The following is a 26161-nucleotide window of genomic DNA, read 5'->3' as shown; positions in this document are numbered from 1 at the left end:
CGCAGGGCGCGCATTTCGCAATATTATTGTGCCAAGAATCCTGCCGGCTGCGACTGCGGGCCATGCGCAGCTTGTACGGCCATGTACGCCAACATTCTTTTAAACCGCAAAAGTATACCTTGTTTTCACCGTGATCCCAATAAACAAGCCGCAGCTAGGAGAAGAAGAAAAGCGTGAAGTGATGAGCGTTATAGAGGAAAACGCGCTCACAAGCGCCGCAGCAGACGGAGGAAAACGCGTCCGCGATTTCGAATCCCTCATGAAAGAGTACCTCGGCTGCAAGCACGTCATAGCGGTCAACTCGGGCACCGCGGCGCTGCACGCGGCTCTTCTTGCCGCAGGCATCGGGCCGGGCGACGAGGTGCTCGTGCCGTCGTTCACGTTTGTCGCCACCGCAAACGCGGTCGTCGCGGCAGGTGCCAAGCCTGTGTTTGTAGACATTGAAAAGCATGATTACACTATCGACGTTTCCGACGCAAAGCGCAAGGTGACGAGAAAGACAAAGGCGGTGATACCCGTCCACCTCTACGGCCACCCGTGCGACATGGACGCCGTATCTGAACTCGCGCAAAAGCGCTCGCTTGCCGTCATCGAGGACGCGTGCCAGTCGCTTGGCTCCACATACAAAAAGAGGCAGACCGGCACGTTTGGCGCAATGGGGTGCTTTAGCATGTACGCAAGCAAGGTGCTGACCGCCGGCGAGGGCGGCGCGATAGCGACTGACGACTCGCGCCTTGCAGACGAGCTAAAGATGATACGGAACCACGGCATGGTAAAAGGCTACGACACGCGGGTCCTGGGCCTGAACCTGCGCCTGCCAGAGCTTGCGGCCGCAATAGCAAAGGTGCAGATGGCAAAGCTCACCTCAATGCTTGCCGCAAGGAGGAAGAACGCAGAGCTGATGTCGGAGCTCTTGCAGGGCGCAAAAGACGTCGCGCTGCCGCAGGAAAGCGACGATCGTGTGTTCAACTGGTACCTCTACACGGTCTGCCTTGCCAAGGGCGCGGCGCGAGACGGCGTGATGGCAAGGCTGCAGAAGGAAGGCATCGGCGCGACCGTCTACTACAACCCGCCGGTGCACAAGACGCCCTACTACCGCAAGCTGTCGGCGGCAACAAAACTGCCGGCCACGGAGTGGTGCGCGGGGCGGGTCCTTTCGCTCCCGGTCCACCCCGGCGTGGGCGAGGGCGACGTCAGGCGCACGGCGGCAGAACTGGTGCTTGCCTTGTCGTCACCAACAACAGCATCAGCAGCATCATCATCACCGTCACAGCCATGATTTCAAACAGGGCGTGATAATTATCGCAACTTGTAAGATCATATCATAAAAATCATAGATTATGATATTATCATGATTGCGATGACTTTTTATAGCATTCTCCTCTCACATAGAGGCTGGAAATGCCGATCGATACTGGAGATACTACATGGATGCTTATCTCTACAGGTCTCGTCATGTTGATGACGCCCGCGCTTGGCTTTTTTGAAGCTGGCCTTATCCGCAGCAAGAACTCGCTGTCTGTCCTCATGCAGACCTTCTCCGGCCTTGCGATCCTTTCCACGCTCTGGTTCGTCTTGGGGTTCACTCTGGTGTTCGCTCCTTCCCAGAACGGGTGGATCGGCGGCCTTGACTGGCTGTTCTTCAACAACGTGCCGTTCAACGACAGCGTTGACTATGCGCCCACGATACCGGGGGTCACATTTGGCGGATACCAGATGATGTTTGCGGTCATCACGCCGCTCCTCATAACGGGAGCGTTTGCTGAGAGGCTGAAGTGGAGCTCGTTCTTTGTTTTCATCATAGCGTGGAGCATATTCATCTACTACCCGCTTGCCCACTGGATCTGGGGCAGGGGCTGGCTTGCCGATCTGGGCGTGTTTGACTTTGCAGGTGGTATTGTAATACACACCAGCGCAGGCATGGCGTCCCTTGCAGCCGCCCTCATCCTTGGCCGCAGGAAGAACTTTGGGCCGGACATCATGGTCCCGCACAACATCCCCCTTGCAGTCATCGGGGCCGCGCTTTTGTGGATAGGCTGGTTTGGCTTTAACGCGGGGAGCGCGCTGGCGTCAGGCTCGCTTGCCGCAAACACGCTGCTTGTAACCCATATCGCCTCCGCCACGTCCGCGATGGTGTGGATATTCCTTTCATGGAAAAGGTCGGGCAAGCCATCGACAACCGCCGTCATCAACGGCGCCATTGCCGGCCTTGCAGGCGTGACTCCGGCCGCCGGCTTTATCGACGCGCAGAGCTCGTTTATCCTTGGCATCGTGCTTGGCTTTGCGTCCTACTATGCCATCCTGCTCCTCAAGGAGCACTGGAAGATAGACGACGCGCTTGATGTCAGCTCTGTGCACGGAGTCACAGGCATCGTCGGCTCGCTTGCGATAGGCATACTTGCGACGCAGGTGGTAAACCCGGCGGGACCAAACGGGCTCCTCTTTGGCAACCCGATGCAGTTTGCAATACAGGCGCTCGGCGTCGGAGTTGCAGGCGCGCTGGGCTTTGGAGGCACGGCCGTCATCATGAAGGTGATAGACAAGACAATCGGCCTCAAGGTCAAGGAAGAGGAAGAGGACATCGGCCTCGACATCACGCAGCACGCAGAGAGGGCGTACGTCACTTAGGGCCCGCCGCCTCTCTCTCTTTATCCTTTTTTCCAAACTTTTTTATCTTTAAAATGTCGATTTTGCCCTGAATAAATTGAGGCTCATCATATACACCGGCAAGGGAGGCACCGGCAAGACCGTGACGTCCTGCGCGACGGGGCTAAAGCTTGCCAGGCGCGGCCACAGAACACTGGTCCTGTCGGCAGACCCGGCGCACACGCTTGCAGACGCGTTCATGATGCCGGAGGTGGGCCACGAGCCGGGGCAAGTAGCAGAGAACCTGGTGGCGCAGCAGATAGACCCCGTCACCGAGATGAGCAAGCAGTACAGCACGATACTGTCGTACATGGCGTCCGTGTTTTCCGCAAAGGGCATAGACGAGACGCTTGCCTACGAGATAGCGATGCTCCCCGGCATGACGCAGCTTTTTTCATTGCTAAAGATAGAGGAGGTCTCGCACACGGGCGAGTTTGACGCAGTCGTGCTCGACATGCCGGCGTCCGGCGAGGCGCTGCGCTACCTCTACTTCCCAAAGCTGGTCGGGAGCATCGGCCGCAAGCTGACCGGCCTTGCCGGCCTTTTCTCTGGCTTTGCCAAGGTGTTCCAGCCGCTTGCGAAAATTCCGGCGCCCTCAAGGAGCGTCATCCAGAGCGAGGTGGACCTGATGGACAGGCTCGACTCGCTTGCGGAGATTATCAAGGACAGCAACGTGACGAGCCTGCGCCTGGTGGCAAACCCCGACACGTTCAGCATCGAAAACGCCAAGCGCGCCATGATGTCTGCAAGCCTCTACGGAATAAACGTGGACATGGCCGTGGTGAACAAGATAATGGCCGGCTCGTCCGACGCGTACTACGACAGGTGGGCAAGCTTCCAGCACGGCAAGGTCGAGGAGGCCAAGGCCAACTTTTACCCGCTTCCGGTAAAGGAAGTGCAGCTGTACGCGACGGAACTTCGCGGGATGGAGATGCTGGCAAAGCACGGCGACCAGCTGTTCGGGGACGAGGATCCCGCAAAGGTGTTCTACAGGGGCCAGCCGTACGCGTTTGAGAAGGACGGCGCGGCGGCGATACGCATGACGGTGCAGGTGCCCTTTTCGGGAAAGGACGACTTTGCGATCGAGAGGTACGGCGACTCGCTCACGTTGAGCGTCAAGACCGCGGCAGGCAAGATTGTCAACATCGTGCCCCTGCCCGTGGCAACCTCCGGCATGAAGCTTGCCAGGGCAAGGCTTGAAGACAGGCGGCTTTTGGTGCTGTTTGAAAAATAACTAGGCAACAACGCTTTTGTACGCGCCGGGCGAAGGTAGTGATGGCATGCCTTTGACAATAAGCTGCGCCGGCGACGCCGAATTTGCGGCCAGGATACGCGACGTGCTGGCAGAAAGCGGCATGGAAGTATCGATCGCTGAAGACGAGGTGGAGGCGCAAGAAGAAGACGACGACGACGGCAACAACAACAGGCAGGCAAAAGACCTTGTCAAAAGGTACGTGGCAAGCGTTGGCGGCGGGCATTCCGTCATCGAGTTTGGAGACGTGCTCGTGGTGGGCATCAGGTCCGAGCCGGAGGCCCTCGGCCTTTACGTTTGCGACCAGTGCGGCTTCCAGGGCGTTTCGCAGGAGGGCATCGACGAGCACAAGAAACTGCACGGAGGCTACCTCTTCATGCCGGCGTTTCTCTGACGACGGCGACTACAGATCAAAGTTGCAAACTATGGCTCGTACCCGCAAACAGTTTATATAATATTTGAAACCCTCTCTCTTGCAGAGTAAAAATGCCGATAGATCCAGACTTTCCGCGGAATCATCAAGTGATTGGAAGGATTAACCACTCTGACGGCGAGCACTTCCACTTCTTCTGGGGCCCAGGCAAGGTAGCCGAGGCCGCCGAGAACGAGGAGGTCAAGCACGCATACGAGTCGCACGGCGAAGAGCTGGTCCCGCTGGGCGTGAGTGGCACGATGGTCGCAATCGACTGGGACTCTTGCGTCGCAGACGGCGCCTGCATCGAAGCATGCCCCGTACAGGTGTACCAGTGGTACAGGACAGAGCACGATGTCCCGGCAAAAGAGGCCATCAACCAGACCTTTGCAGGAACAGGAAGCTCGGTAAAGGAAGAGCGCAAGGACTATACCGACAAGGCAGACCCAATCAGGGAGCACGACTGCATCTGGTGCATGGCATGCGTTTCAGTGTGCCCGCCGCAGGCAGTCAAGGTCGACCAGAGCAACCTGGAATTCCACGAAAAGGCTGCAGGCACCTTCAACGAGGCGCTGTCAAAGAGCTCTCAGGCTCCGCCGCACGCGCACTAGAGGCAAAAGCCTTTTCCTTTTTCCTTTCTTTTCATCTCATTTCATTTCTTTAAGAATAAATCACGCTATGCGCGTTATTCCGGTTGTCGTTGCCCGTCCTCTCTGACTCGTACATGGGCCTCTTTTTGCCTGCCGACATCCCGGCAAGGATAACTCGCTTTATCGCAGGGCAGGCCGACTTTCCGTACATAAAGCGCGAAGAGACAATCGGCGCGTTTTTCATTTTTGGCAAGGACCACGGCGTGCACGGCGACTCTGAGATAGGAGAGGCAAGGGACCTTGCAAAAAGGACGGTAGAGCAGGCTGCAAGAGACATACGGATGTACGCGTCGATGCCAAACAGACTCGACCCCGCGTTCACTCGCGAGAACTATACAAAGCGCATGCTGCAGATAGCTGTTGACAGCCGCGGGCTAAGGCAAGAGGAGATCAACGAGCGCGTGGCCGGCGACCCGACGATACTGTCAGACTGCTTTGCGCAGCACGTCGCATTTTACAAACAAGAGTTTTATTTCGAGATTTTCGGCCCGTTGAAAAAATACCAGCTGCCGCCGTCGCTGCAGGACAGGCTGGAGTCGAGGATGATACTGCTCGGCTACAACGCAAAAAATGCCAAGGCGCTCCCCTTTGCCAGTTCGCTGGAGGCTTTTTTTGCGTGGCTGAAATCGCACTGACTAGAAATTCGACGTGTGGTCAATCACGCGCACCATGTGCTTGACGTCTAGCACCACGACCCCCTTTGGAAGGTTTATCGAAAGCACCTGCTCCCTGGGCGGGCTGTACCGCAGCACGTGCACCAGTGCGCCCTTGCCGAGCCTTCTTCCGCTCCTCTTTTCAATCACTATTTCAGGGTCGAATAGCGCGTCAAACGCGAAAAAGTACGTGCCGCCCCACACGTTTACGGAATACTCTATGCGGTAGTAGGGTATCGACATCCTCGGGAACTTTAACGTGGTAGACGAGTGCAGGTTCTCCTCGGCGTCGTGCATGCGGCCGCCGTGGTACGCGTCGACAAACGGCACCTTTGCATAGACTGTCGAGTTGACCGCTTTTCTGGTGCACAGCGTCTCGTACCGGGCAAACTCTTCCTCCGGCAGCGTCGCCGGCCCGTACTTGGCGTCGTCGTGCATCGTCGTCCTGCGGTTTACGACAAACTTTTCGCCGGCCTCAAGCAGGCGCCGGAGGTTTTCTACAAACTGGTGCTCGTTGCATTCGTACAGTGGCATTATCTAGCCGCCCACGCCCTTGACAACGTGCGTTATCGTGCTCTTGGAACCGCAGATAGTGATAATCGGGTCCTTTGGGTACGCGTCGCCAATCTCCTCGGAGACGCTTATCGTCTCGCCGCCGCGCACGTACAGCATGCGCTTCCAGAACTTGCCGTCGGCTACAACGGTTGCAGAATCCTGCAAGAGAAAGCCGATCTCGGATAGGCTTGCCTCCACCCTTTCAAGCGGCACAAGAACCGAGATTGACTTTAGCAGTTGTTGTTTCTGCTCGCCCTCGCGCACGATATTTTGATCGCTTTACGAATATAAAAATCGGTCGAAACACGGTGCATAGGGCTGTTTTTTGAGCGTGCATAATTGCATAATTTGAGCACGGCTGTGCATAATTCTCTGCAGCGGTGTTTGCCGTGAGCAATATCAGCTATTACACTGCCGCGCAAGAGGATAAAAGAACTAATTTCATGTTGTATAAGGTTTACAATAAAAGGCTTGAGTAATGACGGATCCGCAAAGATTTCTATTGTCTAGGTGTCCCCCATATTTTCATAGTAATCCATTTCCTGAAATTATTTCAAGGTAAGGTTCAACGAACACTGTAGAAAGCTGCAAGAGTATACCACAAGAATACGAGGACCAGAATTATGAAGCCGACTATCATCCAGCGTTTAGCTGCTACCGGATGTTCAGTGGTTGCCAAGATTGCAGAAACTGAAAATGGTACAATTATGCCAGATACAGCTATGAAAAGAATTGATGTTATTGCCCTAGAACCATAATCAGTTGCATCAAGATTGCCCAAAGCAAGTAAAACCATCACGCCTACAATGACAGTAGCATCAGCCTGAAGAATCTCTTTATTCTCCAATGGCATGCATTCACAGGGCAAACCCAATGATAAAAAGCTTGAGAACACATCCTGCAATACTCAGGGACAAGTCGAGCTCAGAAACTTTCGGATATTTTGCGGCATATTACTGCATCCTCCTGCATTGACAAGAAAAGATAGATCATCAATAACTTTAGTTGCATTAACATTAGCATACTGCTCATTGTCTGCATAGGAACTGAGATTGCACCCATATGGACAGAAGTCCATTTTGGATCTTTTAAGCGATCGAGTGCATCACTGTTACTCAGAGAGGTTTCACCAGTCCTAGTTTTTCTCCATCGCGGCACCATTCATATTGCCATTATCTACTTCTCTTTTTGCCATCAACTGAGGTCTGCTAAATTTGGAGGAGATAGATGTCACTCTGGCAGTGGCATAATCATTCCCAACAGCTAATCGTCGCCAATTGGCAGTTCCAAAATATAATTGAAAATATTGATATTTCTATATTATAATGAGAACTTAGGTCAAATTTTTTAATTTTTTACAAAAGAAGGAAAAAGTATTAAAGATTGCAGTCCTATCGCAAGGAGGCGAAAAATGAATCAGGCTAGAATGGAAGATGACAACTAAGGTAAAGATTGGAACGTTTAACGTAGAAAATCTATTCAATCGTTACAAATTGCTAGACTATGAGCGCGGCAGTCCTGCAAAGAAAAAACCCATTGACCCGGAGAAGTTTGTTGAAGAGGGAGGCCACATCAATATGCTTGGATGGTCTATAGACGATTTTGGACCAATAAGCAAGAGCGCTCGGCGTGCAACAGCCGCAGTAATTTTGGAAAACCATCCCGATATACTTGCCATCCAAGAAGTTGAAAATTTGTTTGCCCTTCTCGCCTTCAATAGGGAATGGCTAGACAACCTTTATCCTTACGCGATGGTAATCGATGGTAATGATATGCGACAAATTGACGTTGGAATTCTTTCAAAGTATCCTCTACTCAATATACGTACTCATCGTTTTGAGCCGCAGGGCAGCACTCCCTGGCAGAGGACTTTCTCTCGCGATTGTTTGGAGGTTGATCTTGGTATTTCGAAAGGCAAGATGCTCACAATTTTGATAAACCATTTTAAATCAAAGATAGGAGGAGGAGCAGATAAGCGCAAGAGACAATCCGAACGTGTGGCAGAAATCCTCAAGGATAGGTTCGGAGAAGGCCTTTCCGGGAACTTTATCGTCGCGGGGGACTTTAATGATCACTACGATTCGCCAGATCTGCAGTCCCTATTAGGTCTTCATGGGCTTGAAAATGTGGTTAAGCAGCGATTGCCAAAGAATGAACATTGGACTCACTATTACAAGAAAGGAAAGGTAGCGGAGCAGCTTGATTATCTTCTTGTTTCACCGGATCTTTGCGAAAAGAATCGTACTGCAGAGCCGTATATTGAGAGAAGAGGTTTAGGTACAGATATCGATTATTTTAAAGGAGATAGATTCCAACAGGTTAAAGGAGCAGAAGGGGCATCAGATCATTGTGCTGTTTTTATCTCGCTGGAGATTTGATAGGGGTAAACAGAACAAGATGCAATGAACGATATCTTGATAATCAACAGGCGTTACGAATGCGATTTTTACTTCCAACATAATATGATAATCAACATAACGTAATTTTGAATTGCAGTACTGGATTTGTCGAACATCGATGATGATGTAGCATTATTTTATCTGAAGAAACGGATCTTACTACCTCTCGAGTAGAGACCAGCTTGTGATCAATTCCATACTGGCCGTATATTCAACCAATAGATGATATTGTCGGATTTACTCATCTTACTACGAATTTGAACTTTCATCATACCGTAATACTACTGGCGGACTCTGTTGCCACTTAGCATAATTTTCCAGGTTTTAGGGCCAACTATGCCATCAGCAATAAGACCGTTTTTTCTCTGAAAATCCATCACTGCATTTTTTGTTTTTGTTCCAAAAATACCATCGACTGCGAGTGAATAGCCTTTTCTATTTAACAGGCCTTGAAGTTCTTTTACGGAACCTCCTTTCAATCCGCTGCGCATCGTCTGAGGAACATGGCTATTCATAGCAGTTTTTGTCTTTGGACCAAAGATTCCATCTTGTTTTAGTCCGTACAATCGCTGAACAGATCTAACGGATTCTCGCGTCTTGGCACCAAATATTGAATCTTCCTTTAGACCAAATCCCATGCTTGCATTAAGCCTTTGTTGAACATCACGGACGTACGATCCTCGCATTCCACTCTTGATTATTGAAGGTTCTTTTGCGATGGCGAGATTAGTATTGTAATTGAAAATCCCGTTTGCTTTTAGACCGTAAAGCCGTTGAATCTTTTGAACAGCACTTTTTGTCTTTGGACCAAAGATACCGTCCACTTTTAAACCGGCACCGAAACGAGTGTTGAGAGTTTTTTGTATGTCGCGGACGGTATTGCCCTTCATACCACTTTCAATTAGGGTCGCCTTCTTTCCAAAAACCCCAAGAGTTCGGGGACCGACAATCCCGTCTTCTTTTAATCCAAATTGATGCTGAAGTCTTCTTATTGCCGATCTTGTCTTTGGACCAAAGATCCCGTCCACTTTTAAACCAGAATCAAAATAACTGTTTAGCGATTTTTGCAGGTTAACCACGTCATTGCCCCGATCTCCGAATTTCAAATGTGTCCTAATTTTAGGATGCGTGTCAATAGCTCTAGCACGTACCGGCTGAGAGTAATTTGAGGTATTTGAACTCGGTTGGACCAAGGCTGGAAGATATTCTCTTCCTGTCAAATTAGAGACCTTTCGTGCGATATGGTCAAAATAACGCTCCCGGAGTTCTGTTCCGTTACCCATCAGCGATTTTCTTTGGTCACTAAAATAACGATTATCGTGCCACCAGCCAGAATTTTCAAGTACTCCTCCATCGTATTCGTCATAGTTTCCAAGAACATGATAGAATTCATGAGCCAATGTAACTATACCGTTATTGAGACCAAAATTCATGTCTTTTCCAACCCATGGTCTTTCAAAAGGCCATTTTCTAACTTTCTCCAAGTCAACAACCTTGTGATAACTTGAATTGTTTTCCTGAAGGATTACTCGAATGGGTATTCTTGGCCCGTTGCGATCTTTAGGAATAAGTTCAGCCCTATTATGTGCGAATTCGTTAACCGCCTTCTGTAACCTTTCCTTGAATCGAGCTGCTTCTTCGGAACTGATTCCTTTTTGTAGCTTGTATTTTACTCTAACTACAATTGTCACTGAAGGTTCGTTTGGGTCAAAATTGAAGTCAAAATTTCCATGTGAGAATTTTCCAAGGTCAGTATTACGTTCCAAGTACATCGGTTTTGTGCTAGTTAGAACCATTCTGGCACTTCCCGAGAGATATGCATCTTTGAGCCTCAGACATTAATAATATTTTGACTTTTATTTAAGGTTCTACAAATATCTTAATAAAGACGGGCATGACATCCCGGAATATGAAGATCTCTTTCGAGCGTAGTGGAGGAATTGGAGGATTCCATATCCGTGTCGTTTTGGATACAAAAGAGATGTCAAGGCTGGAAATAAGAGTAGTTACAAACTTGATTGAGAAGGCGTCATTTTTCGCTCTACCTTCTGAATCGAAGGCCAGTACGCTAGCGGATCCCTTCAACTATGAAATTACTGTGCAAAATGGAAAGCAGCATATTGTGAAAAGATATGACGACACAATTGAAACCCAACTTAGGCCACTCGTCGAATTCCTGACAAACAAAGCTCGGCAAAAAGACAAATCTTGATTCCAAGTTACTTCCACTATTCTCAATCAGTAATGACGATTTGATGGCATGTTTGCATGTTAGTGCTGTCTGCTAATATGTATATTCCACTATTCTCAATCAGTAATGACGATTTGATGGCAAGCCACGATTACACCAGAAGCTCGACTAAATGCATTAATTTGAATATCTATTCAGTTTTGTACTTTGAATACCTATCAGAATTACAATTCAGTCAGAAATGACAAAACTGGCGCCAAAAGCCATTCAAAAGTTGGTGCCCGAGCCCGCTTTCCCAAACTAACAGGTAAATTCGAATTCTTGTCCAACAACTAGGCTAACGTCTTAATATCCACGACTACGTGCCCGGCTTATGTCCGACTATGAAAAAGTTATTGATACGATACTAGGCAGATGGAGAAGTCAAATATTATACACTGGTGTAAAATTAGGAATCTTTGAATCTCTAGGCACAGTTCCAAAGCATGCCTCTGAAATTGCTAGAGAATTGGGTCTTGATGCTTCATTATCTTATCGACTCTTAAGGGCTCTTGCTTCTATTGGATTCTTGAATGAAAAAGATGGTCAGAGCTTTTCAATCACGCCTTTAGGAGAATTAGTTCGCAAAGACCATCCACAAACATTAAGGGGAGTGATTTTGCTGGAGGAAGGTCCAGAGCACTATTCCATCTGGAAACATCTTGTGGATATGGTCAGGGATGGCAAACAAGATGGATTCATTCGCGAGTTTGGCCTCAGGATATTTGACTATATCCCGCAGAATCCTGCTTATGCGGAAGTCTTCAACTATGCCATGAGCAGTTACTCTGCCACGCATACCAAATTGGTACTCGAAGCTCTCAAGAGCTACGACTTTTCAAACATCCGACGCTTGTGCGACATTGGCGGAGGGCATGGGCATCTTATTTGCAATATCCTTCAGAAACATCCGCAGCTTCAAGGCACTGTGCTTGAATTGGAATCTACTATCAAGAATAAGGAGCTGCTATGGGCAGAAAAGATGGGAATGGCAGATCGATGCAAATATCTTGCTGGCGACATGTTCCAAGAGGTTCCAAGCTCAGATGCGTATATCATGAAAATGATTCTGCACGATTGGAACGACGAGGAATGTGTCAAGATTTTATCAAACATTCAAAGAGCATCTCCTGCTGGCGGACGAATTCTTGTAGTCGAGCATGTAGTGCCGGGTCCGGAAATTCCTCATTTCTCAAAACTATTTGATATACACATGATGTGCGCCCTCACTGGAAGAGAGAGAACAGAAAAGGAATATGCAGTATTGCTAGAGAAAGCAGGGCTGCAATACGTGCAGACGCATTATCCCCAGTCAAAAACAATAGGAGTAATTGAGGGAATCAAGCGATAACCTTTAGCTCCGCCGTCATCATCATATATTACCCGGAGAGGATTTTTGAAACTCTTTTAATAGTATGTACCAGTGTACCTTCCTTGAGTAAGCAATATGAAAGCTGGAATAATGTTGCCACACCTTGGAGAGAATGTTACAAGAGAAAACGTCCTGTATACTGCAAAGGAGGCTGAAAAGGAAGGTCTCGATTCAGTCTGGGCATTGGAACGCCTCCTGTGGCCGCTAAAGCCCCAGACACCATATGTCGCAACACCTGATGGCTCTCTTCCAGCTCAATACCAGAATGTACTTGACCCTCTGGAAACACTAACCTACTTGGCAGGCAATACGGAGCGAATTTCTCTAGGGACTTCTATAATTGACATGCTGTTTCACAACCCTGTAGTGCTCGCAAGAAGATTTGCCACGCTTGATATCTTGTCGGGCGGTCGAGCTATTGCGGGCTTTGGCCTTGGCTGGTCGAAAGACGAGTATGACGTATCAGGTGTGCCTTTCAAGCATAGAGGGGAGAGGGCAGACGAATTCTTGCAGCTATTAAAACAAGCATGGACCGAGGAAGTAGTTCAGTTCAAGGGTAAATTCTACAACGTACCAGCATCAAAAATAGGTCCCAAGCCTTTGCAAAAGCCGCATCCCAGGATAGTGCTTGGCGGATTCAGCCCAAACACGTTCTCGAGGGTAATAAAATATGGAGATGCCTGGATGCCTATTGCAGGGTTTGGACCGCTGGATCAGATTGAACAGGCCATGAATGGTCTAAGGGAAGGTGCAAGAAAGGCAAACAAGGACCCGTCAAAGATCAGTGCGGTTGTGCTCACATATCCAAATGTGATAGAATCCGGCCCAAGCTCATCACCGGGGCAGCAGCAACAACAGAGATTGCCTATGAGTGGCACCATTGATCAAATTGGAAGCGACATAGACAGACTGAAGGCGATAGAGGGAGTCGACCACATAATATTTAGTCACGCGTTTTCCCCAATAGGCAAGGATGTGAAGAAAATGGTAGAGCTAACAAAGCAGCTTGCCAGATTTGCCAGATGAAAAACTACTACACAAGAAGCTTGCATCATCATCACCATCAGAAACAAAAAATGAATTATGTATGTATGTGTTTTTCAACTTGGCGAATTTTGCCACGACGATACTTTTTCCGGCTTTATTATGATGCACAGGTAGCCCAGCCCTGTTTTCTGATATTGAGGATACTTTACAATCAATTTTTTGCAAGCTTCTCGCAACCATACGCTTTTTTCTTCTTCTTGTGACTTGTTATTTTCTATCGAGGCTTTTCCTTGTACCATTACAAATGCCAATTTTGTCCAATCTTCACTATATTCATGAACGAGCAGGGCAACGTTAGGATTTTCGCGTATATTCGTTACCCTTTTTAATTTCTCAGGCTTGATCGTCTTCCTTTTCTCGTCTATTGGTATAAAGAAACGGCTGCCATCAAACACAAATACTACGGGCACTAAATGGGGTTTCGATTCAGAATCGGCTGTTGCGAGGATTGCAATCCTTGCTCTTTCTATAAATTCTCTAGCTACCGGGTCAATTTCCATACGGTTAGTGTCTCTGTAGTATACTCGGTAAAGGAAGAGCTTATAGATTTCTGTCTTGGCAAAACTATGCCTGGCAATGTTATATCAGACGTTAGGATGAGTCTCGTCCTGCCAGCACTGGAGGCAATAGTCGCCTGTTACCTGGAATATCTCGGCTTTTCGCTGGTAGCAGTACCCGCAATTTAATGCGCGTAGATCTTGTGGCCTGCCGCCTTGGTTCTGGTTTATCATTTTTTTACCGAGCCTCCTCAACAACTTTTTTTAAACAAAAGAGAGGGGAGTGGGGCTAGTGCCACATCCCCCAGCCAAACCCATGCCCTTTCCAGGGTCCGCCCCACCCTCCTCCTCCATGCCAGGGCCCTCCCCAGTGTCCAGACATCGGACCAAATGAACCCAGAGTATGGCCTTCAGAGGTGTAGAGCGCTTGGCCGTTTCCTGCATCAACTACGACCAGGTGTCCTGTCTGGTTTGAAGTGTTTGCCACAAAGAACGTGTATACGAGATACCCCTGCACCACGCCCAAGTGCCCGCCAAGCACGGTCCCGTTGGCCACCTGTCCCTGTGCGGTATTGGCCGCTGTGACAAACGGCACCTTGACATTTTCACTGATAAAGCCCATTGTTGCGTTTGCGACGCTCACCGATCCTTTTATTTCAGGCATTGTCATCATTGCCCTCTGCTGTTGTTGTTGCTGTGCAGTTGCCTGTGCCATCATCATCGATGATACCACGAAAATTGCAGACACTGCGACGACGGCCAGGATGCTAACTACAATCACTTTCTTGCTGCTGAGAAAGTTTTTTGTTGACATGCGTAAACTTGCACGAGAATTATTTTAACCCTTGTTTACCCATGACACGTAATATTGTTACCCGATGTCTTGCTGTTTTTTCTTTGCAGCTCTTTTTGTGTGTGCGTTCGTACCACCGGGTCAATTTTGAAAGTACGACTCACAACTACGATGATAGAAACTCCATAGTGTGGCGCAGTGCCAGCTTTCCACTCTCATCTATGCCAATTATTTTCGCAATCACTATCTTCTTCGGATTAGCTTTATGCTCATCATCATCAAAGAATACGAATAACGAGCCTTCTTTTGCGCGTGCACTATCGTACGATTGTATATATTTCCGCGCTATACCTCGTTTTACGAGTTCATATTCAAGCAGTGTCGGGTCTTTTCATCATACCCAGGTTTTACGTATAATCCGCCCGACAGATCCATGGTTTCACCATAACCCTACACGCATTCTATAACAAGAATTCGGCATTCTTTAATATTTCATTACCAGTGAAATATTGTTGTTGCAAGCCGCTCTTGGTTGCGCACAGATATTTCTAGGCCAGAAGCGACTTATTTTCAAAGTATACTGCGTTTCTGTATTCTAGAAGGCTGATTTCTACTTTACCACGACTGCCGCCGGCCGCCATATCGCGCTTTAAACGCGATGAATCACAATTATTATCATAACCATATGAAGACGCATGGTACGCACTTTGCAATCGCGGGTGTGCGGCGTAAAGGTCGTCAACGGCGGCCAGGAATTTGCGTAACGATTCATTATCCGATGCTTTTTGTTCTGTGCTATTATTTTGCATGCCGACTGTCACCAGCTCTTCTGTATTTCGGCTGTAGACGCAAACATCAAAAGTATACGTGCCGCCAGACTTGCCGGTGACTGTTTTGTTCATTATGAATTTGTACGAAACCGGGGTCCACTTGGAAGAAAGAAATGCTGCGAATCTAAAATTTGACAAGGAATCTTGGCCATCAATAAATATCTGCTGGAGAAGGATCACCGCCCTGTCGTTTAGCGCGGCGAACAGGTTTGAATTTTTGGCGCTTCGCCCCAGCCCGCGCATGCCTGATGCTGCAGCAGGCAGAGTAGTGCCACATCCGCAATCTTCTGCCACCATCTGTAAAATCTGAAGGGGGATGTAGTAGTTAGCAAGACGCGATTCTATGTCTTGGCGCTGCTTGACGGACAATGCGGCGGCAGTTATTATTCGTCAAGACCCGCCAGGTGGCCGTCCTGCTTGATCTTTTCTGCATGCGCAGAAATGTACCGCCAGATGATGTCTGCCTTGTCAGACTGAAAGTCCCAAGGCGCCACCAGGACTAGGTCGTTGTCCCTTATCCACATCCTTCGCTTGATCTTTCCCCTGATCCTGCAGGTCCTTACCTTGCCGTCAGTACATTTCACTACGATGTTGTCGCCGCCGACTAGCTTTATCACTCGCCCAAAAAACTGACCCTGGCCGGGCATCACCATCTCTTTTAACTGCGATTCATTGAGTACTCTTCTTTTTCCTAAGTTGAAAACCAGTTAATCTGTACTTGACAGGGTTAAAAATGCGTCTATTTGAAGATTCAAAGCAGATATACTGCCACGCAAGAAAGTGAAGCAACATCGCAGATTCCCTCTCCATTCTCATGCCTCTGTGTGTACCAATAGTTTCAAGTGATGCTTGGACTATCTCCTCCCCTACTACAGGGTTTTTATCTAAAGTATGCGTATATGATGGTCAATGGCAAAGCAGTCATTTTCCTGCGATTGCGGCAACGTGCTTGAATGCATCGAGGAAGATGAAACAACAAAACCGAGGTACAGAAGCATCTCCGGCAATGTCAGGCTTCGATGCAATGATTGCGGCAAAGAACACCCGGTTTTTCTAAAATACAAGATCGCCAAGTTCATCGGCGCATCACCGTCGTTCAAGGAAATCGAACGATGAATCTCTCGCGTTATTTTGCCTCTTTTTGACATTGTCATTCTGTCCTTGCACAAGGAAAAAGCGGGCTTGGCTTGGACCCACACAGGTCGGGGGTATCTCGACTCGCTAATTCTCGATATTCCAGGCCAAGCAGGCTTTACTAAAAATACATGTACAAAGGGCAAATACAACGATTTTTTCGTATCTTGTAGTCTCTAATATAGTATCACCACTATTCTGTTAGTAATTGTTTAATATTTTGTACGTGATATCATGCCATGACGTTTGCTCTTTCAAGGTATTTTGCAAATGCGTTCAGGGCAAGACCTGAAAAGCGGCCTCCCAAGTACAAGTGGTCGTGCTACATGTGCCAGCTTGCTTTTGATGATTTGCAGGACAGGGAGGAGCACGTGAGAACCGTGCATTACGGAGAAGTGGAATAGGCCGCAGTTGCCGCATCATCCTTGTGTATATAATAATAGCAGCAGCCGGCGAATCCCGTTTTTTCCAGATTCGAGCCGTCTTGCCGCTCTGCAAGCCCGTTATATTATATAACGTATAAAAGTAGGCGGGCAAGAGGATTGCATTGCGCGGACGTGGCAGAGTGGTCTCTCTACTCGAGACACAATAATGCGTCGGCCTTGAGTCGGTTACTACCACATGGCCTGACAGAAAGCCGATTCGCCCTCGGGCGATCAGGAGTTCAAATCTCCTCGTCCGCGCCTATCACACTTCTTCTTCCGCTTTTCTTGCGGACTCGCGGTGCTGCCTGCCCTTGACCTTCTGGGTGTGCTCGGTCTTGATCTGCCTGTCAAGTTTCTCGATGAGCTCCTTGGACGCGCTTAGCGGGTCATAGCCCACCGCCTTGGCGTTTATCACGCCCTTGGCCGTCATGAGCCGGCACCTCACAGAGTATTTCCGGGTCTTGTGCTTGTCCGCGTAGACGACCACCGACTGGATGTCGCCCAGCCTGCCCTGGATTTTCTTGACGAATTTTGCGAGCTGCTCCTCGATCTCGCGCCTGTCAGAGTCGCCCTCAAGGTGCGCCATGTGGATGGCCGGCCCGTCCCTCTTTTGCGGCAGTATCAGCTCCAGCGCGTCCTTTGGAGTCACGATGCCCATCGGCCTGCCGTCGCCCACGACCACTATCTCCTCGTTGCTCTTGAAATGCTCCGACAGGTCGTTCATCTTTGTCCCGCGCTCGACAGACACCGCCCTGCGCATGATGTCCTTCACCTTCACGTCGCCCTGCACCCTTGACTTGCTGCCGGTGATGGCGGCGGACTTGCTCGTGCGCTCTTTCGGGGTCGCGAGTATCGACGCGACGTCAAGTATGTTGACGACCCCGCGAAGGACGCCCTTCTTGTCGATTACCGGCAGCCGGGAAATGTTGTAGCGGCGCATCTTTGACATGGCGTCGGCAAGCGGGGTGTCCTCCTCGATCACGATTGCACCTGACATCACCTCGTCGACGGTCGCGTGCCCAAAGTCTGCAGTCTGGGCGATGTCGGTCTCGCTGACAATCCCTGCGAGCCTGCCGTTGTTTTCCACGACCGGAAGCGCCCTGTTGCCGCTTCCAAGCACCATCCTGGCCGCCTTTTCGACGTCCTCGTCGGGGCTTAGCGCCTGCGTCTTTACCGCATAGCTCTTTAGCTTTGACGTGGGCGGGGCGCCTGAAGAAAGGAGGTGCTTGGCAAACACCATGCCGGCATACCGGCCGCCCTCGTCGACGAGTGGCAGCTGGTTAATCGACCTGTCAATCATGACGCTGAACGCCTTGGCGACCGGGTCTTCCGAGGCGGCGCTTGCAACGTCTGCAACCATGATGTCAGAAACTTTCATTGTTTATTGTAAAGACGAGGGATTACATTTTAAGCCTTCTCCATCCAACCCCTCCATGATAGCGTATGGAGCGGGACAGGAGGCTGGCGCTTGTCGCGGCGGTGGCAATCATAGTCGCTTCGGTGGCCACCATATTTTTTGCGCCCTCGTCGACTACCATCCCCATCCCCGAGCCCTCGACTGGCGGCAGCAGCGGCAACAGCACAGGCGGCATCAGCTCCGGCATAAAGGTGGTGGCAGAGAACCTCGACGTCCCCTGGGCTATCGACGTGGCGCAGGACGGCCGGCTGTTCTTCACCGAAAGGTCGGGGGCGATACGCGTCGTGGCGGCAAACGGCACGCTCCTTTCAGACCCTGCGGCATACATCAACGTGGCGCAGGAAGGCGAGGCAGGGCTGCTCGGGCTTGCACTCCACCCCGGCTTTATGCAGAACCACCTGCTCTACATCTACCAGACGTACACGAACGGCACCGCCGTCTTTAACAAGGTAGTGATGCTGACTGAAAAGGACAGCAAGATTATCGATTCCAGGGTCGTGCTTGACGGCATACCCGCTTCTGACAGGAACGACGGCGGCAGGATAAGGTTCGGGCCCGACGGCAAATTGTATATAGCAACAGGCGACGCCAAGCAGCCCGAGCTTGCGCAGGACGCCGGCTCGCTTGCAGGCAAGATACTGCGCATAAACCCGGACGGCTCCATCCCGGACGACAACCCGTTTGCCGGCTCGCCGGTCTACTCGTACGGCCACAGGAACGTGCAGGGCCTCGCGTGGGACGCGCAGGGCAGCAGGATGTACGCGACGGACCACGGCGAGTCGGGCAACGACGAGATCAACCTGATAAAGCCGGGCGAAAACTATGGCTGGCCCATAGAGCAGTGCGACGCGACGAGGTTTGAAAAGCCGGTGGCGTGCTTCAACCCTGCCATAGCGCCGGCAGGCATGGCAGTCGCGCACTCTGACAAGCTGGGCTACGAGGGCGACCTGCTGGTCGCGTCGCTCAAGGCGATGCAGCTGCGCAAGGTGGACCTTTCTGACAACACCGCCATAAACGTCCTGACAAGCTACGGCAGGATACGCGACGTGGTGGAGGCGCCCGACGGCACGCTGTACGTGCTGACTTCAAACCGCGACGGCAGGGCCATACCCAACCCCGGCGACGACAAGATCCTCCACATACAGGCGCCTTGAAAGTAGATTCTCACACACACATGCCTTCGACGGCTTCTTTAGCAAACTCTTTTCTAGAATTTTTTGCCTTGTTCGTAAAATAACAGGCCCGCCCTGTGACGGAGAAAGCACGTCAGAAGGAAGATCTTGTCTGATCTTTTTGATGCCTCTTGCCGCGACTGCCGTTTTTAGAGTCCTCTGGCATACGACCCGCAAAAAATTAGGCAAGAAAGAAAAAAACATAGGGCTTTTTTTGCTATGCTGCATGCCCGCTGTGATGGAGTGCCTCGCGTTATGTCGTGGTGTGTTCTTTCGTTGACTCCTCTTCCTCTTCTTCTTAACTGACGCCGGCTGGCTCTACCGTAAGTTTTCCAACCATTGCAGGATGGAGCGCGCAGTAGTACGAATAGTCTCCCGGCGTTGTTGGCTTGAATTCCTGCGTCTTGTTTGGCTCTATGATTTCAGGGGTTCCGTCTGCCTTGACCCCGAACTTGCCGTCGGGTTTGCCGTCCGAGCCGGACGTCACCGTATGCGAAGAGGTGTCCTTGTTTGTCCATGTCACCGTCTCGCCTACGTGGACCTCCGGGGAGCTCGGAGAAAATGCATCGCTGGTCTTGATTTCCGCTCCCGGCACTATGTCGATGTTTACGTTGGCCGCAAAGGCTGCCTGGCTTGTCGCTGTCGCCGTCGTAAAAGCCAGCACGGCCGCTGCCAGAATGGCGGCTGTGCCTGCGGTGGCAAAGATCGTTGTTTTCCTGTTCATTGACGGTGTGCAAGTCTTGGAAGGATTAAAAAGGTTTCATGAAAAATATAGAATATTAATATAAAATATTTCATGAATAACATATAACGAAGAACTTTCCATTATTTTATGACAGGTGGCGATGACAAGACTCTCCGCATACCATACAGGAACCCCGAGAGATGGATATAGCCAAACCTCTGCTACCACTACTTTGCATGTATCATTATTAGCGTCTCCTTTGGCCTGTTTGGAGCGCCTGCCGCCTCTGGCGGCTCGTCTGGCCTGCCTGTCCCCCTTTTGAAAATGAACGGGTTTGCAGCCGCAGGCGTCGGCGTTCCCTGAGTATCGCGCAGTCTCGGGATCGGCGGTGTTTGGACCGGGTTGTGATTGACCGTAAAGCCGCTATCTGTTATTGTCGTCGTTGTCGCTCGGCTTGTTTTTCGAGGAATCGTTGGATTGGCTAATAGGGGAACCATTTTTTCCATCCTGTGGTGTTCAGGATAGCAGGCCTTGCAATAGCTGTACCGGCAATGCGGACATACGGTCATGGCACCTTCCTCAAATCCCATCCTGCAGTTGTTGCAGAAGGCCGGTTCTGGGTACCTCACCATTCAGCCGATCATCAGTATATGTGCTCACTCGCATAAATTCTTGGTTCTACGAGCCGCCTAGAATGTCAGTACCGATGCCAAACACCTGGCAGCAGCATTAATGTCTGGCAAGAACGCCACTAGCACCTAGAAAGAGGACTCGATGTCACGCATAGACGACCGCTACAACAAGCTCAGAAGGGACATTGGAAATGATTTTGCCAGCAATAGTAGTGCCGGGCCGGTGAAGGAGCTTTATTCATTTCATTGCGGCAACTGCGGATACCGGAATATCCATGACGTAAAGACGCTGCCCTGCGGCTGCGGCAAGGAATTGCAAGGGGTCCTGGTTTACCGCAAAGTCGGAGATACCGTGATCTATGACACGCGGGAAAGGAGAAAAGGCGCGAGATAAGTCGTTGATTATATTTGCAGAGGATTATTGCCATCGACAGGCTTGCTAGTCTACTATAGCGTATTTTCGCTCCCTGTACGGCAGCAGGAAAATATTTCGACATACGCCGACTTTTACCGCGATTTTACGCATTCAGCGGCAATGATATGACAAGATTTTAAGGGTGACAGGGCTGTAGGCTAGCTGCCGTGAGCAAGGAAAAGAAGAAATTCTACGAGATGGACCGCGAGGAGCGGCTTGCGTTTCTAATAGAGTCGGCAGGGCTGACAGGCGAGGAAGCAGCGTCGTTTGGCCAGCCCCTTGCGTTTGAAAGCGCAAACAGGATGGTTGAAAACGCGGTCGGCACAATGTCCATCCCGCTTGGGATAGCGACCAACTTTGTGATAAACGGAATAGAGCGACTCGTGCCGATGGCGATAGAGGAGCCGTCCGTGATAGCGGCGGCAAGCAAGGCCGCCAAGATTGCCAAGGCAAAAGGCGGCTTTGCCGCGGAGGCAGACGGGTCGCTCATGATAGGGCAGGTGCAGGTTGTTTCACTCCGCAGCAATATCGGCGCGGCAAAGCGCAAGGTGCTTGCGCGCAAAAAAGAGCTCCTGGCGATTGCAAACGCAAAGAGCAGGTCCGTCTCTGCAGTCGGCCTGCAGGCGCGCGTAGTAAGGGATTCCAGCAAGAACAGGATGGGCCGGATGCTCGTCGTTGAATTGATAATAGACACAAAGGACGCGATGGGCGCAAACGCGGTAAACACGATGTGCGAGGCAATAGCGCCGAGGGTCGCCGAGATAACAGGGGGCGACGTGGTGCTGAAGATCCTGTCAAACTATGCGACAAAGAGGATGGCCAGGTGCAGGGCGGTGTTTGACAAAGAGGAGCTTGGAGGCAAGGAGACGGTCGAGCGCATACTGTACGCGTACGCGCTTGCGCATTCCGACGTGTATCGCGCAGTCACGCACAACAAGGGCGTCATGAACGGCGTCGACGCGGTGGCGCTGGCTACCGGCCAGGACTTTCGCGCAATAGAGGCTGGCGCGCACGCGTGGGCGGCGCGGGACGGCACGTACCGCTCGCTGACCAGATGGTGGCGCGCAAAAGGCGGAGACCTTGCCGGGGAGATAGAGCTTCCGCTGGCAGTCGGGGTCGTGGGCGGCGTGGCAAACGTGCATCCCACCGCAAAACTTGCGCTAAAGATACTTGGCGTAAACAATGCAAAAGAGCTTGCTATGGCAATCGCTGCAGCCGGCCTTGCCCAGAACCTTGCGGCAATGCGCGCCCTTGCGTCGGAGGGCATACAGAAGGGCCACATGCGCCTGCACGCGCGCAACATCGCGGTGATGGCGGGAGCAAAGGGCGCCGAAGTCGACGCGGTGGCAAGGAAAATCGCAGAGGAGGGGCAGGTCAATGTGGAAAAGGCAAGGGAAGCGCTTGCGTCCCTGCGCAAGGGCTAGCTTTGTTTCTTCGGCGCAGAAATCACAACGGCATAAATTTTTCACGATAACCGGCAGGTTTTGAGAGACCCGGCCAGACCCCATACAAGATATATAGGCGGTAGCGCGATTTGTGCATTCGCACATGCCTACTGTGAAATTTGCGGTCCCAAAGGGTAGCATAGAGGAAGTCACTTTCAAGCTCCTAGAGCAGGCTTATCAGAGCGTGAGCGGCAGGGGCCGCACGTACAGGGTGAGGCTGAGCGACCCAGAGATAGAGGCCAAGATCCTGAGGCCGCAAGAGATCCCCACTTATGTCCAGGAAGGATTTTACGACGTGGGCATAACAGGCAGGGACTGGATAAAGGAGGCCAAGGCAGACGTTGAAGTGCTCCTCGACCTGGAGATAGGCAGGGTCAAGCAGGTGATAGCAGTCCCTAGCAGCTTTCCGTACGGGAGCCTTGACGAGATGGTGTCTGACTTTGCCAAGAAAAACAAAACGTTGCGCTTTTCATCCGAATACCTGACGACCACGTCGGCGTACATAAAGTCAACCAAGGCGTACAAAAAGGCGTACGGCGACGCAGACCCGATGATAGTGACGCCGTGGCTGCGCGTGGGCGACAACAAAAAAGTCGAGATATTCCTTTCCTTTGGAGCCACGGAGGCCAAGCCGCCGGAGGACGTCGACGCGATTTTCGACATCACCGAGACCGGGACGACGCTCGTGCAGAACAACCTGAAGATAATCGACACTGTCGCCACGTCGACTGCGGTGCTGGTAGCCAACAAAAAGGCGCTAAAGGACGAGAAAAAGCGCGAAAAAATCGCCGACATGGTGGTGCTGCTAAGGGGCGTAGTCGATGGGCGCAAGAAACTGCACATCTTTGTCAACGTCAAGAAGGAAAACCTTGACAAGCTGCTGAAATCGCTGCCGGCGCTAAAGAGGCCGACAATAAGCCCACTATCGGAGGAGGGCTGGTTCGGCGTCAACACGGTCATCGACAAGGAAGAGTTCATCAGGATCGTCCCCAAGATGAGAAAGCTGGCGCAGGGCCTTGTGGTCCTCGAGCCTAGGCAGATACTGCCGCTTGAAGAGGTAAACCTGGACGGATATTCGTAGCATGATTATTATGAAGGTTGTAAACGTCGTCGCCGGCGAGCCGGCAGCAGAAGCGGCAAAGCTGCGCAAGTCGGCCAACGCGATTTCTGACGCGCTGATGGCTCAGGCGCGCGCAATAATGGATGACGTTTCGGCGCACGGCGACCCCGCGGTGATTGACTACACTGCAAAATTTGACGGCGTCAGGCTTGGTTCATTGAAGGTGACAGGGCAGGAGGTCAAGGACGCCTATGAGAAAGTGTCAAGGGAGCAGGTTAAAGCGCTGAAGCTGATGAAGGCGCGCCTTGAAAAGAGCGAGCTTGCAGTGCTCAAGAGGCTCAAAAACATCAAGATTAGATCAGAGGGCGTTTCGATAGAAAGAACAGTGCAGCCGGTGGCAAGCGTGGGCTGCTACATACCGGGCGGAAAGGCGAGGTACCCAAGCACGGTGGTGATGTGCGCCGTGCCGGCCAAGGTGGCAGGCGTAAAGCGCATAGTCGCAATATCTCCTCCGGCAAAGGACGGCTCCATAGACCCGCTGACGCTCGTGGCTGCTGACATTTGCGGCGTCGATGAAATTTACAAGGCGGGAGGCGCGCAGGGGATAGCCGCGCTTGCGTACGGCACGCAGACGATAAGGCCGGTGAGCAAGATAGTCGGCCCGGGAGGCATGTTCGTCACGGCGGCCAAGTTGGCCGCGTCAAGTGCCGTGTCAACTGACATGGTCGCAGGCCCGACGGAGCTCTTGATATACGCCGACTCGTCCGCTGACCCCAGATTGGTTGCGGTGGACCTCATATCGCAGGCGGAGCACAGCCCCGACACGGTGTGCGGCCTCGTGACGACCTCGGAAAAACTGGCAGCGCAGGTGCAGGAGCAGGCTGACGCGGTGATTTCATCAGGTGTTGCTAGGTCAGAGATCGTGAAAAAGAGCCTGTCGCAGAACGGCTTTGTAGCCATCTGCAAGGACGAAAGGGCGTGCGCCGAGTTTGCAAACGAGTTTGCGCCGGAACACCTAGAGGTAATCAGCGCCAGCAAAAAGAAGGCAGAGGCGTTTGCGAACAGGATCGAGTCTGCAGGGCTCGTGCTCGTCGGCCCCGACGCGCCGTCGTCTGCAAGCGACTATTGCCTCGGGTCAAACCACGTGCTTCCCACCCTTGGATTTGGCAAGTCAAGGGCGTCGCTTTCCGTGCTCGACTATGTCAAGCTGGTAAACAGGGTAAAGGTGACAAGGGCAGGCCTTGCAAAAGTAGATAGCGCGGTAAAAGAGATGGCGACGGCGGAAGGGCTGCCAAACCACTACGAGGCGGTAAGGGCAAGAAGGAGAAAGGAGAAAGAAGAATGACGGTTGAAAAAGAGCTAAAGAGGATAGCGAAACTTGACCGCTACGTCCGGCCCGAAAAGATAACAGGCGCGATAAAGCTGGACTCCAACGAGAATTTCGCGCTGGACGGCGAGTTTGTCCTGCAGGTGGTGACAGAAGCCGCAAAACGCGTCGACCTTCGCGAATACCCGATAGACGAGCTTGACGGCCTCTATGAGCAGCTTGCAAGATACACAGGGATAAATGAAAAATACATCGGCGCCGGCAGCGGCTCTGACCAGATAATCGAGCTCCTGCTGACGACGCTTGTTGCGGGCAACAAGAAGAAGAATAAAGGCAGTAGGAGCAGGGCAACCGTCTTTGTCCCGACGTTTTCATATTTTGTCAACAGGTGCGAGCTGCACGGAATGAGGGTCGATAGGGTTCCGCTCGACAAAAATTTCGAGCTTGACATCGACAGGTTTGCAAGGAGCGCAAGGAGATCCGACCTTGTCTACCTCTGCTCGCCAAACAACCCGACGGGCGGCCAGGTGCCAAGAAAAGACGCGGTGGAGCTCCTGGACAGGCTTGACGACAGCAGCCTCGTGCTCGTCGACGAGGCATACGCCGACTTTTCCAGCTACTCGCTTGCAAGGGAAGCCACAAGGCGCGACAACGTGATAGTGCTCCGTACGCTGTCAAAGGCGTTTGGGCTTGCCGGCGCGCGCGTCGGCTACATGATAGCAGGAGAAAAGACGGCAGGGGTGTTCCGCTCTACCATACAGTCGCCGTACCCGGTCAGCACGCTTTCGCTCACAATAGCCACGGGCGTCCTTGAAAGGGCCGATTTCGTGAAAAAGACCATCGAGGGCGTCAAGGGCGAGCGCAAGCGCGTCTTTGAAAGGCTTGCAGAGATAAAGGGCATCAGGGTTTTCAGGTCGGACGCAAACTTTCTCTTTGTCGAAACAGGCAAGAGTTACTCTGCGATTGCAAGGGCGCTTGAAAAGGAAGGGATAGTGGTCAAGCTGCTTGGCAACGTCTCCGGGCATGCAGGCTGCATGCGCGTCACTATTGGCACGCAGGAGATGAACGACAGGTTCCTAAAATGCGTCGAAGAAGGGGCAACTAGCTGATGCA

At 51.4% G+C, this 26161-nt stretch carries 30 protein-coding genes and 1 tRNA gene; 19 read left to right on the top strand and 12 right to left on the bottom strand.

All coding sequences use genetic code 11. The features are described from left to right. Positions 1-130: 130 nt before the first annotated feature. The 6 genes from NVIE_RS11420 (at position 131) to NVIE_RS11395 (ending at position 5595) form a co-directional block, all read left to right on the top strand. A complete protein-coding gene (locus NVIE_RS11420) occupies positions 131-1279 on the top strand; it encodes a DegT/DnrJ/EryC1/StrS family aminotransferase (RefSeq protein ID WP_075055367.1) in 1149 nt (382 codons plus the stop codon). Positions 1280-1401: 122 nt separating this feature from the next. Beyond that, positions 1402-2628 (top strand): ammonium transporter, encoded by a 1227-nt coding sequence (locus tag NVIE_RS11415; RefSeq protein ID WP_075055366.1) that lies wholly within the window; start codon positions 1402-1404, stop codon positions 2626-2628. Between the two features lie 76 nt (positions 2629-2704). Continuing rightward, positions 2705-3880: an ArsA family ATPase gene (locus tag NVIE_RS11410; protein ID WP_075055365.1), complete on the top strand. Its 1176-nt coding sequence runs from the start codon at positions 2705-2707 to the stop codon at positions 3878-3880. Between the two features lie 46 nt (positions 3881-3926). After that, a complete protein-coding gene (locus NVIE_RS11405) occupies positions 3927-4292 on the top strand; it encodes a hypothetical protein (protein WP_144239693.1) in 366 nt (121 codons plus the stop codon). A 92-nt stretch (positions 4293-4384) separates the two neighbouring features. Beyond that, positions 4385-4921, top strand: a complete 537-nt coding sequence (locus tag NVIE_RS11400) for a 4Fe-4S dicluster domain-containing protein (protein ID WP_075055363.1) — start codon at positions 4385-4387, stop codon at positions 4919-4921. Between the two features lie 83 nt (positions 4922-5004). Next, the gene (locus tag NVIE_RS11395) at positions 5005-5595 is read left to right on the top strand and encodes a hypothetical protein (protein WP_227717358.1); all 591 of its coding nucleotides are present in this window, start codon (positions 5005-5007) and stop codon (positions 5593-5595) included. On the opposite strand, the gene NVIE_RS11390 is transcribed toward NVIE_RS11395, so the two are convergent. The 3 genes from NVIE_RS11390 to NVIE_RS11380 form a co-directional block, all read right to left on the bottom strand. Beyond that, entirely contained in the window at positions 5596-6147 is a 552-nt protein-coding gene (locus tag NVIE_RS11390) for a hypothetical protein (protein ID WP_075055361.1), read from the bottom strand. Between the two features lie 3 nt (positions 6148-6150). Continuing rightward, complete coding sequence (locus tag NVIE_RS11385) at positions 6151-6432, bottom strand: hypothetical protein (protein WP_144239691.1); 282 nt, start codon at positions 6430-6432, stop codon at positions 6151-6153. A gap of 301 nt (positions 6433-6733) precedes the next feature. Next, positions 6734-7021 (bottom strand): hypothetical protein, encoded by a 288-nt coding sequence (locus NVIE_RS11380; protein WP_144239690.1) that lies wholly within the window; start codon positions 7019-7021, stop codon positions 6734-6736. Positions 7022-7601: 580 nt separating this feature from the next. On the opposite strand from NVIE_RS11380, the gene NVIE_RS11375 reads away from it, so the two are divergent. After that, positions 7602-8546 (top strand): endonuclease/exonuclease/phosphatase family protein, encoded by a 945-nt coding sequence (locus tag NVIE_RS11375; protein WP_075055358.1) that lies wholly within the window; start codon positions 7602-7604, stop codon positions 8544-8546. A 302-nt stretch (positions 8547-8848) separates the two neighbouring features. Here the strand turns inward: NVIE_RS11375 and NVIE_RS16235 are convergent, their stop codons facing one another. Next, entirely contained in the window at positions 8849-10363 is a 1515-nt protein-coding gene (locus NVIE_RS16235; RefSeq protein WP_075055357.1) for a peptidoglycan-binding domain-containing protein, read from the bottom strand. 113 nt (positions 10364-10476) lie between these two features. On the opposite strand from NVIE_RS16235, the gene NVIE_RS11365 reads away from it, so the two are divergent. From NVIE_RS11365 to NVIE_RS11355, 3 genes are all read left to right on the top strand, one after another. Then, positions 10477-10779, top strand: coding sequence for a protealysin inhibitor emfourin (locus NVIE_RS11365; protein WP_075055356.1), 303 nt, complete (start codon positions 10477-10479; stop codon positions 10777-10779). Between the two features lie 352 nt (positions 10780-11131). After that, complete coding sequence (locus NVIE_RS11360; RefSeq protein WP_075055355.1) at positions 11132-12148, top strand: methyltransferase; 1017 nt, start codon at positions 11132-11134, stop codon at positions 12146-12148. 96 nt (positions 12149-12244) lie between these two features. After that, complete coding sequence (locus NVIE_RS11355; RefSeq protein ID WP_084790792.1) at positions 12245-13195, top strand: TIGR03619 family F420-dependent LLM class oxidoreductase; 951 nt, start codon at positions 12245-12247, stop codon at positions 13193-13195. A 74-nt stretch (positions 13196-13269) separates the two neighbouring features. On the opposite strand, the gene NVIE_RS11350 is transcribed toward NVIE_RS11355, so the two are convergent. From NVIE_RS11350 to NVIE_RS11335, 5 genes are all read right to left on the bottom strand, one after another. Beyond that, positions 13270-13716, bottom strand: a complete 447-nt coding sequence (locus NVIE_RS11350) for a TIGR03668 family PPOX class F420-dependent oxidoreductase (protein WP_075055353.1) — start codon at positions 13714-13716, stop codon at positions 13270-13272. An 84-nt stretch (positions 13717-13800) separates the two neighbouring features. Further along, positions 13801-13947 (bottom strand): hypothetical protein, encoded by a 147-nt coding sequence (locus NVIE_RS15585; RefSeq protein ID WP_158435218.1) that lies wholly within the window; start codon positions 13945-13947, stop codon positions 13801-13803. 55 nt (positions 13948-14002) lie between these two features. Next, complete coding sequence (locus NVIE_RS11345; RefSeq protein WP_075055352.1) at positions 14003-14527, bottom strand: hypothetical protein; 525 nt, start codon at positions 14525-14527, stop codon at positions 14003-14005. A 527-nt stretch (positions 14528-15054) separates the two neighbouring features. Continuing rightward, on the bottom strand, positions 15055-15705 hold the full coding sequence (locus tag NVIE_RS11340) for a hypothetical protein (RefSeq protein ID WP_075055351.1): 651 nt from the start codon (positions 15703-15705) through the stop codon (positions 15055-15057). A 14-nt stretch (positions 15706-15719) separates the two neighbouring features. Then, on the bottom strand, positions 15720-16043 hold the full coding sequence (locus NVIE_RS11335; protein WP_075055350.1) for a translation initiation factor eIF-1A: 324 nt from the start codon (positions 16041-16043) through the stop codon (positions 15720-15722). 202 nt (positions 16044-16245) lie between these two features. Here NVIE_RS11335 and NVIE_RS11330 point away from each other — a divergent pair, with 202 nt between their 5' ends. The 3 genes from NVIE_RS11330 (at position 16246) to NVIE_RS15040 (ending at position 17153) form a co-directional block, all read left to right on the top strand. After that, positions 16246-16452, top strand: coding sequence for a hypothetical protein (locus NVIE_RS11330; RefSeq protein ID WP_075055349.1), 207 nt, complete (start codon positions 16246-16248; stop codon positions 16450-16452). A gap of 257 nt (positions 16453-16709) precedes the next feature. Then, the gene (locus NVIE_RS15580; protein WP_158435217.1) at positions 16710-16874 is read left to right on the top strand and encodes a hypothetical protein; all 165 of its coding nucleotides are present in this window, start codon (positions 16710-16712) and stop codon (positions 16872-16874) included. 147 nt (positions 16875-17021) lie between these two features. Continuing rightward, positions 17022-17153, top strand: a tRNA-Ser gene (locus tag NVIE_RS15040). 4 nt (positions 17154-17157) lie between these two features. Here NVIE_RS15040 and NVIE_RS11325 read toward each other — a convergent pair. Beyond that, complete coding sequence (locus tag NVIE_RS11325) at positions 17158-18273, bottom strand: CBS domain-containing protein (RefSeq protein WP_075055348.1); 1116 nt, start codon at positions 18271-18273, stop codon at positions 17158-17160. A gap of 65 nt (positions 18274-18338) precedes the next feature. Between NVIE_RS11325 and NVIE_RS11320 the strand changes: the two genes are divergently transcribed. Next, positions 18339-19466, top strand: coding sequence for a PQQ-dependent sugar dehydrogenase (locus NVIE_RS11320; protein WP_075055347.1), 1128 nt, complete (start codon positions 18339-18341; stop codon positions 19464-19466). Positions 19467-19782: 316 nt separating this feature from the next. Here NVIE_RS11320 and NVIE_RS11315 read toward each other — a convergent pair whose 3' ends face one another. Continuing rightward, the gene (locus NVIE_RS11315; RefSeq protein WP_075055346.1) at positions 19783-20208 is read right to left on the bottom strand and encodes a cupredoxin domain-containing protein; all 426 of its coding nucleotides are present in this window, start codon (positions 20206-20208) and stop codon (positions 19783-19785) included. A gap of 188 nt (positions 20209-20396) precedes the next feature. Beyond that, the gene (locus NVIE_RS14945) at positions 20397-20666 is read right to left on the bottom strand and encodes a hypothetical protein (RefSeq protein ID WP_144239689.1); all 270 of its coding nucleotides are present in this window, start codon (positions 20664-20666) and stop codon (positions 20397-20399) included. A gap of 277 nt (positions 20667-20943) precedes the next feature. On the opposite strand from NVIE_RS14945, the gene NVIE_RS11310 reads away from it, so the two are divergent. The 5 genes from NVIE_RS11310 to hisC all read left to right on the top strand — a co-directional run bounded on the left by NVIE_RS11310 (position 20944) and on the right by hisC (position 26157). After that, positions 20944-21195, top strand: a complete 252-nt coding sequence (locus NVIE_RS11310; protein WP_075055345.1) for a hypothetical protein — start codon at positions 20944-20946, stop codon at positions 21193-21195. Between the two features lie 188 nt (positions 21196-21383). Further along, positions 21384-22640 (top strand): hydroxymethylglutaryl-CoA reductase, degradative, encoded by a 1257-nt coding sequence (locus NVIE_RS11305; RefSeq protein WP_227717357.1) that lies wholly within the window; start codon positions 21384-21386, stop codon positions 22638-22640. Between the two features lie 124 nt (positions 22641-22764). Beyond that, on the top strand, positions 22765-23742 hold the full coding sequence (gene hisG / locus NVIE_RS11300) for an ATP phosphoribosyltransferase (protein WP_075056171.1): 978 nt from the start codon (positions 22765-22767) through the stop codon (positions 23740-23742). Between the two features lie 10 nt (positions 23743-23752). Next, complete coding sequence (gene hisD, locus NVIE_RS11295; RefSeq protein WP_075055344.1) at positions 23753-25066, top strand: histidinol dehydrogenase; 1314 nt, start codon at positions 23753-23755, stop codon at positions 25064-25066. Continuing rightward, positions 25063-26157, top strand: a complete 1095-nt coding sequence (gene hisC, locus NVIE_RS11290; protein WP_075055343.1) for a histidinol-phosphate transaminase — start codon at positions 25063-25065, stop codon at positions 26155-26157. The genes hisD and hisC overlap by 4 nt, the downstream gene beginning before the upstream one ends. Positions 26158-26161 lie beyond the last annotated feature (4 nt).

This window comes from Nitrososphaera viennensis EN76 (assembly GCF_000698785.1).
Taxonomy (GTDB): domain Archaea; phylum Thermoproteota; class Nitrososphaeria; order Nitrososphaerales; family Nitrososphaeraceae; genus Nitrososphaera; species Nitrososphaera viennensis.
This window is presented reverse-complemented; position numbering and strand designations above follow the sequence as displayed.